Annotated in this window: 8 protein-coding genes; 3 read left to right on the forward strand and 5 right to left on the reverse strand. The window is 73.0% G+C overall.

Features of this window, described 5'->3' with window-relative positions; translation table 11 throughout:
* Positions 1-2,460: ATP-binding protein (locus H5J30_RS05885; RefSeq protein WP_181786093.1), on the forward strand; the 2,460-nt coding region annotated here is incomplete at its 5' end.
* Between the two features lie 66 nt (positions 2,461-2,526).
* On the opposite strand, the gene H5J30_RS05890 is transcribed toward H5J30_RS05885, so the two are convergent.
* The 5 genes from H5J30_RS05890 to H5J30_RS05910 form a co-directional block, all read right to left on the reverse strand.
* Positions 2,527-5,457, reverse strand: a complete 2,931-nt coding sequence (locus tag H5J30_RS05890; protein ID WP_181786094.1) for an AfsR/SARP family transcriptional regulator — start codon at positions 5,455-5,457, stop codon at positions 2,527-2,529.
* 220 nt (positions 5,458-5,677) lie between these two features.
* Positions 5,678-5,845 carry a hypothetical protein gene (locus tag H5J30_RS05895; RefSeq protein WP_181786095.1) on the reverse strand — a complete coding sequence of 56 codons (168 nt, stop codon included), beginning with the start codon at positions 5,843-5,845 and terminating at the stop codon, positions 5,678-5,680.
* Positions 5,846-6,059: 214 nt separating this feature from the next.
* Positions 6,060-8,975 (reverse strand): SARP-family global regulator AfsR, encoded by a 2,916-nt coding sequence (afsR, locus tag H5J30_RS05900; protein WP_181786096.1) that lies wholly within the window; start codon positions 8,973-8,975, stop codon positions 6,060-6,062.
* Positions 8,976-9,505: 530 nt separating this feature from the next.
* Positions 9,506-11,011, reverse strand: a complete 1,506-nt coding sequence (locus tag H5J30_RS05905) for a CehA/McbA family metallohydrolase (protein ID WP_181786099.1) — start codon at positions 11,009-11,011, stop codon at positions 9,506-9,508.
* A gap of 181 nt (positions 11,012-11,192) precedes the next feature.
* Complete coding sequence (locus H5J30_RS05910) at positions 11,193-11,591, reverse strand: hypothetical protein (RefSeq protein WP_181786097.1); 399 nt, start codon at positions 11,589-11,591, stop codon at positions 11,193-11,195.
* A 106-nt stretch (positions 11,592-11,697) separates the two neighbouring features.
* Here H5J30_RS05910 and H5J30_RS05915 point away from each other — a divergent pair, with 106 nt between their 5' ends.
* Complete coding sequence (locus H5J30_RS05915) at positions 11,698-12,621, forward strand: LLM class flavin-dependent oxidoreductase (protein ID WP_181786098.1); 924 nt, start codon at positions 11,698-11,700, stop codon at positions 12,619-12,621.
* Between the two features lie 87 nt (positions 12,622-12,708).
* Positions 12,709-14,230 (forward strand): 7,8-didemethyl-8-hydroxy-5-deazariboflavin synthase CofG (cofG, locus tag H5J30_RS05920; protein WP_258563127.1); only part of this gene is annotated, 1,522 nt, incomplete at its 3' end.

Raw genomic sequence — 14,230 nt, forward strand, 5'->3', positions numbered from 1 at the left:
GCGCTGGACCTGTGGGACGGCGAACCGCTCGCGGGGCTGCCAGGACCGTACGCGGAGCGGGAGCGGACGCGGCTGGCCCAGTGGCGGCTGTCGCTGCTGGAGGGGCAGCTGGAACTCGACGTCGAGGTAGGGCGGCGGGCGGAGGCGATCTCGGAGCTGACGGCGCTGACGGCGGCGTACCCGCTGCGGGAGCGGTTCCGGGAGCTGCTGATGCTGGCGCTGTACCGCAGCGGCCGGCAGGCGGAGGCGCTGGCCGTGTACACGGACACCCGGCGCCAGCTCACGGACGAACTGGGCGTCGAACCGGGCCCGGCGCTCGCCGCGCTCCAGCAGCGGATCCTGCGCGGCACGGACCGGCCGCCGCCCGCACCGGTGGCCAAGTCGGTGGCCCCGGCGCAACTGCCCGCCACCCTCCCGGACTTCACCGGCCGCGGGCACGTGGTGGAGGAACTGGGCAAACAGCTGGTGCAGGCGCCGCACATGGTGATGGCGGTGTCGTCGGTGTCGGGCATCGGCGGCGTAGGGAAGACCACCCTGGCGGTGCACGTCGCGCACGCGGCCCGGGAGTCGTTCCCCGACGGCCAGCTGTACGTGGACCTCCAGGGATGGGGCCCGTCCCCGGTCGACCCGGCGGGCGTCCTCGGCTCGTTCCTGCGCGCGCTCAGCGTCCCGGACGCCGACATCCCCGAAACGCTCACCGAACGCGCCGCCCTGTACCGCTCGGTCCTCGCGGGCCGCCGCGTCCTCGCCCTCCTCGACAACGCCCGCGACGCCGCCCAGGTACGCCCCCTCCTCCCCGGCACCGAGGGCTGCGCGGCACTGATCACCTCCCGCGCCCGCATGGCCCACCTCGTCGGCGCCCACCACGTCGATCTGGACGTGATGGACCCGGACGAGGCCCTGCTGCTCTTCACCCGCATCGTCGGCGCCGACCGGGTGGAACCCCACCGCGCGGCGGCGATGGACGTGGTCGCGGCCTGCGGCTTCCTGCCGCTGGCGATACGCATCGCCGCCTCGCGGCTGGCGGCCCGCCGCACCTGGACGGTCTCCGTTCTGGCCCGGAAACTCTCCGACGAACACCGCCGCCTGGACGAACTCCAGGTAGGCGACCTGGCGGTGAAAGCCACCTTCGAACTCGGCTACGGCCAACTCGAACCCGAACAGGCCCGCGCCTTCCGCCTCCTGGGCCTCATCGACGGCCCGGACATCTCCCTCCACGCGGCAGCCGCGATCCTGGACCGCACGGAAGACGACACCGAAGAGATGCTGGAGGACCTGGTCGACACCAGCCTCCTGGAATCGGCAGCCCCGGGCCGCTACCGCTACCACGACCTCCTCCGCCTCTTCGCCCGCACCTGCGCGGAACGCGAAGAACCCCCGGCGGAACGGGCGGAGGCCCGATCCCGCCTGCTGGACTTCTACCTGGCCACGGCGGCCAGGGTGTACGAACTCGGCCGCCCCGGCGACACCCTGATCAGGCACCTGAGCCCGGTGACCCGCACCGGCCTGGACTTCGACGACCACCACACGGCGCGGGACTGGCTCTTCAACGAGGTGGAGTGCCTACTCGCCGCCGCCCGCCAGTTCGCCGGCGGCGACGGGCTCCCGTACACGGTGGACCTGCTGCTGGCCGCCAAGGACCTGGCGGAATCTGGCCTCTACTCCCCGCGGTTCCTGCGCCTTGCGACCGCCTTGCTGGAGGCCGCGGAACGGGCGGGCGACACCCGTAGCCAGGCCCGGGCGCATGTCGTGGTGACAGCCGCCCGGGGGTTCGCAGGGCAGTTCGAGCTGTCGTACGAGCACGCCGCTCACGCATGCCGGCTTGCCCGTGCCTGCGATGACATCTGGGTGCACGGCGAAGCCGAGAACGACCTCGGGTTGATGGCCTCCCTCCTTGGAGACCTGGACGATGCCAGACACCACCTGGACCAGGCCCTGGCCGCGTACCGCGAGGACGGGAACCTGGACGGAGAGTCGTGCGCGCTGGGTAACCTCGCCCGCCTGCACATCGACGCGGGTGCGACGGCCACGGCAATCGAAGTGGCCGAACAGACCGTGGAGATCGACCGCCAAGTCGGCGCCCTCCTCCGCATGGCGTGCAGCAGATACCACCTGGCCATTGCACTCACCACCGCCGACCGGCACGCGGACGCCCTCGCCCAACTGGACCTGGCCATCCCGGCTTTCCGCGAGCACCGGATGGGCCTGTGGGAGGGCCTGGCCTACTTCCGCATCGCGCAGGTCCACCTCGCCATGCGGCAGCCGACGGAGGCCGCCTCGTACGCAGAGAAGGCCCTCTCCCAACTCCGCGGCATAGGCGGCGACTGGCACCGCGGCAGCGCACTGACCGTACTCGGCCGGGCCCTGGACGAACTCGGCCAGGAGGACCGGGCACGGGCGTGCCTGGCGGAAGCCCGTGACCTCCGGGAGTCGGGCTCGACACAGGCACCCCAAGGCTGACGTCCGGGCAGACGCGGGGCTCCGGCTGATGATGCCCGACGCGGACGGGCCGCCACGAGGCGGGCGTCAGCTGGGTGAAATGGACGCCAGCAACGTGCTGACCTCGGCGGCTTCGGCGGAATCCGACTTCTGCAACAGGCGGTGTGCTTCGGTCCAGCAGGCACGCGCGCGACCCCGCTGGCCCATTGCCAGCAGCGTGCGGCCCAGGAGGGTGAGGACCCTGCCCCGGTGCCAGTCGCCGCCGATGCCCTGGAGCCTTGCCAGCGCCTGCTCGGCGAGCACGGCGGCCTGGGAGTGCCGCTCGGCCGCGAGGGCTGCTTCGGCCATGCGGAAGTGCGTCATGCCGTCCCATAGGTGCATGCGGTTCTCGCGGAAGATGCTGAGGGCCTGGGTGTGCTGGAGCAGCGCGTCGTCGTACCGGCCGGCGGCGGTGAGGGCGATGCCGAGCGCGTACATGCAGTTGGCCATCCGGAAATCCGTGCCGAGCTGCCGGTGGACGGCGATCGCCTGCTCGGCGAGGTCGACGGCGATCGAGACTCGTCCCGCCGCGCAGTGCATACGCGAGAGATTGCTGAGGGAGCTGGACTCGCCCTCCACGTTGCCGTCCGCGCGGTAGTAGGCGAGAGCCGACTCCAGGTGCGCCTGCGCCTGTGCGCTGTGGCCTTGCAGGTCCGCGACGATCCCTCGGAGGTTGGCGGCCTCACCGCACACCCATACGTCCTCACCCGCTTCGCTGAGGAGCACCGCCTGTGTTGCGTGCACATCCGTCTGCTCGAACCTGCCGGCGAAGATGTGCGAAGCGGCCAGTATCAGATGGGCTCTGCCCTGGCTTCGTGTGTGGTCGGCGGCCCGCGCCGCTTCCAGCACGATCGTGGCCGACCGGACGAACTGCGGCGAGTACGCGCCCGACTCCGCCAGATCCTTGGCGACCAGGAGGAGGTCCACCGTACGGGCCAGGGTGTCCCCTGACCCGAACTGCACGGCTGCCGCGAGCAGGCAGTCTGCCTCCGCAGAAAGCCAGTCGTGTGCGGCTTTGCGGTCTTCGAAGTGCAGGCCGTCGTGGTCGACGGGCGAGAGATGGGTGACCAGTGTGTCGCCGGGGCGGATGAGCGCAGACGCCTTGGCAGTGGTGGCGAGGTAGAAGTCCAGCAGGCGCGAGAGCGTCGCGTATCGCTCGGCCTCGTCCTCTTCGCGATGTGCGCACGTGCGGGCGAAGAGGCGGACGAGGTCGTGGTAGCGGTAGCGGCCTGGGGCTGTGGATTCCAGGAGGCTGGTGTCGACCAGGGTTTCGAGGAGGTCCTCGGTGTCGTCTTCCGTGCGGTCCAGGATCGCGGCTGCCGCGTGGAGGGAGATGTCCGGGCCGTCGATGAGGCCCAGAAGCCTGAAGGCGCGGGCCTGTTCGGGTTCGAGTTGGCCGTAGCCGAGTTCGAAGGTGGCTTTCACCGCCAGGTCGCCTACCTGGAGTTCGTCCAGGCGGCGGTGTTCGTCGGAGAGTTTCCGGGCCAGGACGGAGACCGTCCAGGTGCGGCGGGCCGCCAGCCGGGAGGCGGCGATGCGTATCGCCAGCGGGAGGAAGCCGCAGGCCGCGACCACGTCCATCGCCGCGCCGCGTTCCGGGGTGACGCGGTGGTCGCCGATGATGCGGGTGAAGAGCAGCAGTGCCTCGTCGGGCGCCATGACGTCGAGGTCCACGTGGTGGGCGCCGGCCAGGTCCGCCATGCGGGCGCGGGAGGTGACCACCGCGGCGCAGCCCTCGGTGCCGGGCAGGAGGGGGCGTACCTGGGCGGCGTCGCGGGCGTTGTCGAGCAGGGCCAGGACACGGCGGCCGGCGATCAGCGACCGGTAGAGCGCCGCGCGTTCCTCCAGCGGCTCGGGGATCTCGGCGTCCGGGGTGCCCAGGGAGCGGAGGAACGAGCCGAGGACGGCGGCCGGTTCCGCCGGTGACGCACCCGCGCCCTGGAGGTCCGCGTAGAGCTGGCCGTCGGGGAACGACTCCCGTACGCCGTGCGCGACGTGCACCGCGAGGGCCGTCTTGCCGACGCCGCCGATGCCGGAGACCGACGAGACCGCCATCACCATGCCGGACGCCTGCTCCAACTGCTTGCCCAACTCGTCCACGAACGCGTCCCGGCCCGTGAAGTCCGCCAGCCTCGCCGGAAGCTGGGCAGGTGACAGCAGCGTGGGCACGGTGGCCACGGGTGCCACGGGCTGCTCACCTCCCCGGAGGATCCGCTGCTGCAGTTCCGCCAACTTCGGGCCGGGCTCCACGCCCAGCTCATCGATCAGGAGCCGCCGGCTGTCCGTGTAGACCGCCAGCGCCTCCGCCTGCCGTCCGCTGCGGGACAGCGAGAGCATCAGTAACTCCCGGAGCCGCTCCCGCAGCGGGTACGCCGCCGTCAACGCCGTCAGCTCCGAGACGGCCTCGGCGTAATCGTGCGCCTCGACGTCGAGGGCCAGCCGGCGCTCCAGCAGCGACAGCCGCCACTCGGTGAGCCGCGCGCGCTCCGCCTCCGCGAACGCCCCGGGCAAACCGGCGAGCGGCTCGCCGTCCCAGAGGCCGAGGGCCTGACGGAGCAGGCCGCGGGCCCGCCCGCTGTCCCCGCCGTGCGCCGCCGCGTCGGCGAGGGCGACGGCCTGCTCGGCGATCGCCACGTCCGAGACGGTGTTGCCTGCCGGGCGCAGTACGTAGCCACCGGCGTGGCCGGTGATGAGGTCGGCGTCCGGGCCGAGTGCCTTCCGCAGCCGGGAGACGTACGTCCGTACCGTCCCCACGGCATCGCGCGGCGGGTCCTCGCCCCAGAGGGCGTCGACGAGTTCGTGGCTGGAGGCGTGGTGGCCGGATCCGATCAGCAGGGCGGCCAGCACGGTGCGCTGCTGCGGCGGCCCGACGTTGACGGGGGTACCCCCACGCCACGCCGCAACCGGCCCCAGCAGCCCGAAGTACAGCAACCCGCCGCCCCCGCCGCCCCCCGGCGGCGGCCCAGGACCCCCGGCCATACGCCACCCCTTCCGGTACACCCAGCCCGGCTCGACAGTCTGCCGTGGGGCGCGGCGCTGTGTCAGCAGCGCCGGGACGTACGGCCTGATGTCGACGGACGATGTGGTTGGCAGAAGGCAAGTTGCGCTCCGAGGCAAAAGAAAGGCCCGGCCGCAGCAGTCCCCATCTTGCTGCCGCGACCGGGCCGTCTGGCCCCCCCTCGGGCCGTCATTGAAGTCGTCAGGGCTTGGTATTACCAAGCGGCTTGAGGTCGCCCGACGAGTCGTCCTCGTCCTTGGCGGGATCGTTCGCTTTGGTCCCCGGCTTGCGGACGATCTTGTCGTCCTCGGGCGGGGTAGGCTTGGTGTTGCCGAGAATGGTGACCTCGGGTTCCTTCTCCTCCGGCACTGTTAACCCCCTAGTTTGGTGACGTACTTCGAGCGGTCGCCCGCCCGGCGATTCCCCCGCGGATCGCCGGACGGGCCCCACGTGGCCGCTCACCGCTACGGGTGCTGGGACTGCGGCCTGCAGCACGACCCGTTACTCCCCCGGACCAACGAGCCGTTGACTAGGAGAATGACGGGTCGTGATAAACGTTCGATGAACGCTGCTGTTCAGCCGATTATGACGCAGCCGCGACGGTCATCAGTTCCCGGACCTCGGCGGCTTCGTTGGATCCCGCCTTCTCGTGGAGCGACAGCGCTTCTGCCCAGCACGCGTGGGCTCGGCCGGGCTGGCCCAACTGCTGAAGGGCTCGGCCCAGCACTGTGAGGGCATTGGCGCGGTGCCAGTCGCCCCCGATGCCCTGAAGCCTTACCAGCGCCTGCTCGGCCTCAGTCGCAGCCTGGGGAGCCTGGTCGGCAGCCAGATGGACCTGCGCGATCCGGAACAGGGTGAGGCCGTCCCAGAGCCGCATCCGGTGGGCACGGAATATGTCGAGAGCCTGCGTGAGCTGGGTGATGGCGTCTTGGTTCCGGCCGACCCCGGTCAGCGCGATGCCCAGCGTGTACATGCTGCTGGCCATGCCGAGCGGAGCGTTCGCCTTCCGGAAGATCTCCAGAGCCTGCTCCGCGAGGTCGACCGCCCGGGCCATGGCTCCGGTCTCGGTGTGCCCCCGCGAGAGGTTGTTGAGAGCGCTGGCCGCGCCGTCGAGATTGCCGTCGGAGCGGTAGGCGGCGAGCGCCTGCTCCAGATAGCCCCCGGCCTCCTCGGTACGCCCGAGAAAGGACGCGAGCAGACCGCGGTCGTTCGCCGCCTCGCCGCACACCCATACGTCCTCGCAAGCCTGCCCCAGCAGCATGGCGTGCGTAGCGTGCTGGTCGGCGTGCTCGAACCGGCCGGTGAAGATATGGGCGGAGGAGAGCGCCGTGTGCGCCCGGCCCTGACTCGCGACGTCGTCGGCTTCCTGCGCTGCGTTCAGCGCCGCCGTTGCGGCCCGGACGAACTGCACCGAGTATGCCCCGGACTCGGCCAGGTCTTTGGCTGCGAGCAAGGTGTCTGCGGTACGGGCCAGGGTGTCGCCGGCAGCCAACTGAAGGACTACGGCCAGGACGCAGGCCGCCTCGGTGAACAGCCAGTCCTGTGCTGCCTCGCGGTCGTCGAACTTCAGCCCCTGGTGTGCCACCGGATTCAGGTGCTTGGTCAGCGTGTCGCCGGGGCGGCCCAGCTCGTACACCCGTGCTGCGGTGGCGAGGTAGAAGTCGAGCACTCGCGACAGCGCCGCCTCGCGGTCCGCTGCCGGTTCTTCACGCTCCGCACAGTCGCGGGCGAACAGGCGGACGAGGTCGTGGTATCGGTAGCGGCTGGGGGCCGCTGATTCCAGCAGGCTGGCGTCGACCAGGACTTCGAGGATCTCCTCCGTCTTCGACGTGGAACGGTCCACGATGGCTGCGGCAGCGCTGAGGGAGATGTCCGGGCCGTCTGCCAGGCCCAGGAGGCGGAACGCGCGGGCCTGTTCCGGTTCCAACTGGCCGTAGCCGAGTTCGAAGGTGGCCTTCACCGCCAGGTCGCCCACGCGGAGTTCGTCCAGGCGGCGGTGTTCGTCCGACAGCTTCCGCGCCAGCACCGACACCGTCCACGTGCGGCGTGCCGCCAGGCGGGACGCCGCGATGCGGATGGCCAGGGGGAGGAAGCCGCAGGCGGCTACGACGTCCATGGCCGCGTCGCGTTCCAGGTCCACGCGTTCCGCGCCGACGATGCGGGTGAAGAGCAGCAGTGCCTCGTCCGGGGCCATCACGTCCAGGTCGACGTGGTGGGCGCCGGCCAGGTCCGTCATCCTCGTGCGGGACGTGATCAGGGCCGCGCAGCCCTCCGTGCCGGGGAGGAGGGGGCGGATCTGGGCGGCGTCGCGGGCGTTGTCGAGGAGGGTCAGTATGCGGCGGCCGGCGAGGACCGAGCGGTACAGGGCGGCGCGTTCGTCGACCGGTTCCGGGATGTCCGCGTCCGGGGTGCCCAGGGCGCGCAGGAACGCGCCGAGGACCGCGGCCGGTTCGGCCGGGGAGGGGCCGGAGCCCTGGAGGTCCGCGTAGAGCTGGCCGTCGGGGAAGGACTCCCTCGCCGCGTGCGCGACGTGTACGGCCAGCGTGGTCTTGCCGACGCCGCCGATGCCCGACACCGACGACACCGCCATGACGGAGTCCGGCGCGTTCGCCAGTTCCTTGCCCAGTTCCTCCACGACGCCCACGCGCCCCGTGAAGTCCGACACCGTCGCCGGCAGCTGCGCCGGGCGTACGACGCGGAACGGCGCGTCGCCCGCCTGCGGTTCGGCCTTCGGTGCGGCGAGATCCTCGTCGGCCTGGAGGATGCGCTGCTGGAGTTCGGCCAGCTCCTGGCGGGGGTCGACGCCCAGTTCGTCCTGGAGCAGGCGCCGCGTGTCCGCGTACACCGCCAGCGCCTCCGCCTGCCTCCCGCTGCGGTACAGCGCGAGCATCAGCAGCTCGCGGAACCGTTCCCGCAGCGGGTGGCCCGCGGTCAGCGCCGTCAGCTCCGACACCGCCTCCGCGTGCCGCGCGGCGTCCAGGTCCAGCTCGATGCGGTGTTCCAGCAGGGTCAGGCGCAGCTCTTCGAGGCGGTCGCGGTGCCAGTCGGCGTACGGGCCGGGCACACCGGCGAGCGGCTCTCCCGTGAACTGCGCCACCGCCCCGGCGTAGCACTCGCGCGCCTGCGTGAAGTCGCCCGCCGTGGCGGCGGTTTCCGCGGAGCGGGCCAGGTCCTCGGCGGTGGCGATGTCCACCTCCGTGCCGTGGGCCCGGATCGCGTACCCGCCGGCCTCGCTGACCAGCGCGTCCGCGCCGAGGGTCCGGCGCAGCCGGGACGCGTACGTCCGCAGCGCCGACACCGCCCGCGGCGGCGGGTCCTCGCCCCAGATGCCGTCGACCAGCTCCTGCGCCGTCGCCGTACGGCCACCGCGCAGCAGCAGCGCCGCGAGCATCGCCCGCTGCTGCGGCGTACCGACCGGGAGGGACTCCTCGCCGCGCCAGGCACGGACGGGACCGAGCACGGCGAAGCGCAGCGCACTCGTCTCGTCTTCGTGGGCCATGGCCGCCCCCTCCCCGGTCCCGGTGATTCCAGATAGCCAAGTCTGCCCTGCCGGGGGTGTTTTAGTCAGCAGCGACAGCGCTCTGGCTGGGCCAATGGCCCAGCAAGTGGACGTTTTTCGGCCTTCGGGAGCACACCCCGCGCAGCGGCGCGGTGTGTGATCCTCGCCGTGCGCCCCCGTCCACGCACCGCGGGTGAGCTGACGTACCGTCAGGTAGGCGCTGCGGTGAGTCCGCGCAGACCACCGTGGCGAAGACGATCTCGGTGGACAACCACATAGGCCAAACCTGTCGTGTACGTCAGATCGGCTGGATTCTATATGTCCCCGGGGGCGCCGTCCGTTCGAGCACCGGCGAAACCGGGGTGTCCGAATCCGGGGGGCGGGGTGCGGGGCTTCCTGTAAGGCAGGCCCGCTGCTCCCTGGACGACCGGTGGGCCCGGTGGGCCCGGTGGGGCGGATGGGCCCGGTGGGGCGGATGGGCCGGGGCGCTTGTCCTTCCGCGTCCCCGGTCCCCTCGTTCCGGTTCCCCCCTAGCGGCCCAGCCAGATCGGGTTCGTCATCGCCGCCATCGCCCCCGGCAGCCCGCTCGCCCCGCCGTCCGCCGCCGGGTGCCGGACCTCCGCGCGGACAAACGACGCGTACGACGGCGTCGTACGCCACTCCACCGACCCCGCGCCGTCCGCCAGCGTCGTCGCGTACAGCTGGCCCTCGTCCGTCATGAAGCGGACCTGCGCCTCCGCCGGGCCGCCGGTGACCTTCAGCCGTACCGTCACCCTGCCGTCCTGCGCCGCCCGCAGCCGTTCCCCGATGCCCGCGTGCTCGCCCCGCGGGCCCGACGCCGTGAACTCCACGTCCACGTCCGCCGATTCCGCCAGCCAGCTCCGCCCCGCCCGCAGGCCCGCCAGCAGGGCCTGCCGGGACAGGTCGTCCGCCAGCACCACCGTCTGCGGCAGGCCCACGACCTGCCCGTCCCGGTGCGCGTCGCTGTTGCCCACCGCCGGCAGCCAGTCCGTCGTGCCGCGGCCGGCGCTCCCGCCCTCGCGGCCCGCCGTCAGGGCGTTGTCCCACGCCGCCACCGCCAGTTCGTCGTCCGCCGTCCACGGCCCGTTCCACACCTCGACCGCGTCCGCGCCCTCGTAGCCGAACTTCCACTGGCAGCCGACGAACGGACAGTTGGGGTGCGCCGGCACGACCAGGCCCCCGGCCGCGTGGATCTGCCGCACGTAGCGGGGGTACGCGTCGTCCCGTGCCCGGTAGCGCCAGTCGACGAACACGCCCGGGTCGGTGCCCACCGCCAGGTAGTGCCCGTTGCGCGTGGTCACCTCCTCGCCGCACAGCACCAGCAGGTCGTCGCCCCACAGCCCGTCCCACGCGGCGTGCCCGGACGACGTGTTGTGCTCCGTCGTGGTGATGAAGTCGAGCTTCGCCGCCCGCGCCGCCGCCGCGGTCTCCGCGGGCGTACGGGCGCCGTCCGAGTGGACGGTGTGCAGGTGGCAGTCCCCGCGGTACCACGCCCGGCCGCGGCCCCCGGCCCGCTCCGGCGGGAACCGCGGCGGGGCGGTCTCGCCCGCGGGGCCGTAGCGCAGGGTGATCGTCACCTCGTAGTCGAGACCCTGCGGGGCGATCGTGTACGGGCCGAGCACCACGTGCCAGCGGCCCGCCCGTACGGGTCCCGGCAGATACGCCGGGGTCGTCGCCGCCCGGTCCGCGCTGATCGCGAACTCCGTGCGGAAGCCGCCCGACCAGCCGCGGAAGCCGCGGCCGCCGTCGCGCGTGCCGCGCTCGTCGAAGATGCCGATGTCCAGGGCGTTGCCCGTCGTGCCCGCGGGGACCTGGGGGCGGTCGTAGCCGTACGAGACGTGGATCTCGCGCACTCCGCGCGGCACGTCCACGGGCAGGTAGACGAAGTCCGGCGCGCCCGGCTCCAGATGGCCGGTGACGGTCCGGCTGTCCTCGGACCCGTCGGCGGCGGCGCCGGCAGCGGAGCCGTCCGCGCCGTCCGCCGCACGGGCGAAGCTCACGGGGGCGAGCGTCATCACTCCGGCGGTGGCCGCCGAGAGCTTCAACAGGTCGCGTCTGTCCACGGGTGCGGTCCCTTCGCGTGGGTTCGGCCGTCGCTGAGACGGTCCTACACGGGTCCTATAGGCAGGTGACGCGGAAGGGAAGAGTGCGGGACGCGTGGGTCGTGAGCTACGGGCGGTGCGGCCGGGGCCGCCGTCAGCGCCCGCGCCCGCGGCGGCGGTGCACGGCGTTCGCCGCGGCGCCGGCGAGGCGCGTCGCCCTCCCGGCCAGGGCGTAGACCAGGAACACGCCGCCGACGACGAGCAGCAGCGACCTCCAGCCGACGTCGCCGTCCCCGGCCCTGTCCCCGTCCGTGGTTCCCGAACTGCCGGAGGCGGCGGTCCCCGTATCCGACGAGAACCCTCCGGAGAACGTCGTCGTCCCCGTCCCCACGGTCGCCCCCATCGTCGACCCCGCGTTCAGGCCCGGGTCGACGTAGCGCCCGGCGGCGCTGCTCGCGCTGCCGATGCCGCCGCCGGACGTCTGGGCCGCCGCGACTCCCGGCAGCAGGAAAACGCACGACGCGACGGCGCACGCGAGCCGTAACGGACGCATCCCGAGCGGATGCCGTCGAACGGGCATGACGAACCTCCCGGATCCGGGCGGGGGAATCGCTGCTGCGGTTCTTTCCAGCCTACGACTCGGGCCGGATACTGCGCGAATGCGTATCTCCGTGACGATCTTCCTCACCGACGAGACAGTCCGCCCCCCGGTCCTCGCGCGTGAGCTGGAAGAACGCGGCTTCCACGGGCTCTACCTCCCCGAGCACACGCACATCCCCGTCAGCCGCGACACGCCCGCCCCGATGGGCGAACCGCTGCCCCGCGAGTACGGGCGCACCCTCGACCCCTTCGTCGCCCTCGGCCAGGCCGCGGCCGTCACCGAGCGGCTGGCGCTCGGCACCGGCATCACGCTCGTCGCCCAGCACGACCCGATCGTGCTGGCGAAGCAGGTCGCGACGCTCGACTTCCTCTCCGGCGGCCGGTTCACGCTGGGTGTGGGCTTCGGGTGGAACGAGGAGGAGGCCGACGACCACGGTGTCGACTGGCGCGGGCGGCGGGAGCCGGTGCGGCGGCGGATGGGGCTGATGAACGCGCTCTGGGCGCCGGAGCCCACGGCGTACGACTCGGCGGACACGGGAGACACGGGAGACACGCCCGGCGCGGCCGCAGACGCGGCCGGTGCCTCCCCGCCGCGTACCGCCGTACGGGCCTCCGACGCGCACCCCAAGCCCGTCCAGGCCCCCCGCGCGCGCAAGGACGCACCCCCGCTCCACGGCCCGCGGACCCTCCTCGGCGGGCGGCCGGGCCCGAAGCTCTTCGCGCACGTTGCCGAGTACGCCGACGGCTGGATGCCCATCGGCGGCGGCGGGCTCACCGACAGCGTCCCCCGGCTGCGGCAGGCGTGGGAGGACGCCGGGCGGGATCCGCAGGCGCTGGAGGTGGTGCCGTACGCCGTGCGGCCCAGCGAGGGCAAGCTCGCGTACTTCGCCGCGCAGGGCGTACGGGAGACGGTCGTCCAACTCCCGCCCGCCGGCGAGACGGAGGTGCTGCGCGCACTCGACGCCTGTGCCCGGTTCCTCTGACCGGGACGCGATGCCGCACGTCGCAACCCGCGCGCCGCAACCGCCACCCGCGCACCGCGGCCCGCCCGGGTGTCCGACCTGCCTCGTATGCTCGGAAAGATGAAGCCCCCGCCCGTCCCCACCCCCACCCCCGCCCCCACCGCCAACGCCATGCGCCGCGCCCTGAAGCGCGCCCGCGACGGCGTCGCCCTCGACGTGTCCGAGGCCGCCGTGCTGCTCCAGGCCCGCGGCGCGGACCTGACCGACCTGTCCGCCTCCGCCGCCCGGGTGCGGGACGCCGGTCTGGCGGCGGCCGGCCGGCCCGGCGTCATCACGTACTCCCGCAGCGTCTTCCTGCCGCTGACCCGGCTCTGCCGCGACCGCTGCCACTACTGCACGTTCGTCACCGTCCCCGGCAAGCTCCGCCGCGAGGGCCACGGGATTTTCATGTCCCCCGACGAGGTGCTGGACATCGCCCGCCGCGGTGCGGCGCTCGGCTGCAAGGAGGCGCTGTTCACGCTCGGGGACCGGCCCGAGGACCGCTGGCCGGAGGCGCGCGAGTGGCTGGAGGCCCACGGGTACGACGACACGCAGGCGTACGTCCGCGCCATGGCCGTCCGCGTGCTGGAGGAGACCGGCCTCCTGCCGCACCTCAACCCGGGGGTGGTGACCTGGGCCGGCTTCCAGCGGCTCAAGCCGGTGGCCGCGTCCATGGGGATGATGCTGGAGACCACCGCCGAGCGGCTGTGGAGCGAGCCCGGCGGTCCGCACTACGGCTCGCCCGACAAGGAGCCGGCCGTACGGCTGCGGGTGCTGGAGGACGCCGGGCGCTCCTCCGTGCCGTTCACCAGCGGGCTGCTCATCGGCATCGGCGAGACGGCGGCAGAGCGCGCCGAGTCGCTGTTCGCGCTGCGCCGGGTGCAGCGCGCGTACCAGGGCCTCCAGGAGGTCATCGTGCAGAACTTCCGCGCCAAGCCGGACACGGCGATGCGCGGCATGCCGGACGCCGAGCTGGACGACCTCGCCGCCACCGTCGCCGTCACCCGCCTCATCCTCGGCCCCGCGATCGGGGTGCAGGCGCCACCGAACCTGGTGGACGCGGAGTACGGCAAGCTCATCGCGGCCGGCATCGACGACTGGGGCGGGGTCTCGCCGCTCACGCCGGACCACGTCAACCCGGAGCGGCCCTGGCCGCAGCTCGACGAGCTGGCGGAGCGGTCGGCGGCGGCCGGGTTCGAGCTGCGCGAACGGCTCGCGGTCTACCCGGAGTTCGTGCGGCGCGGCGAGCCGTGGCTCGACCCGCGGGTGCTGCCGCACGTCAGCGCGCTGGCCGACCCGGAGACGGGTCTCGCGCGGGACGTACGCCCGCGGGGGCTGCCCTGGCAGGAGCCGGACGGCGGCTTCGCCGCGAGCGGCCGTACGGACCTGCACCGCACCATCGACACCGAGGGCCGCACGGGCGACCGGCGCGAAGACTTCGACGCGGTGTACGGCGACTGGGAGGCCCTGCGCGAGACGGCCCGGGAGCTGTCCGGCGACGACGGGCGGTCCGAGGCCGCCCCGTCCGCGGACACCCCGCCCGTTTCCGCCGGTTCGGCCCCGGCAGGCCCCGGCGCCGCCTCCGCGCCCG

The organism is Streptomyces phytophilus (assembly GCF_013870535.1).
GTDB classification, from domain to species: Bacteria; Actinomycetota; Actinomycetes; order Streptomycetales; family Streptomycetaceae; genus Streptomyces; species Streptomyces phytophilus.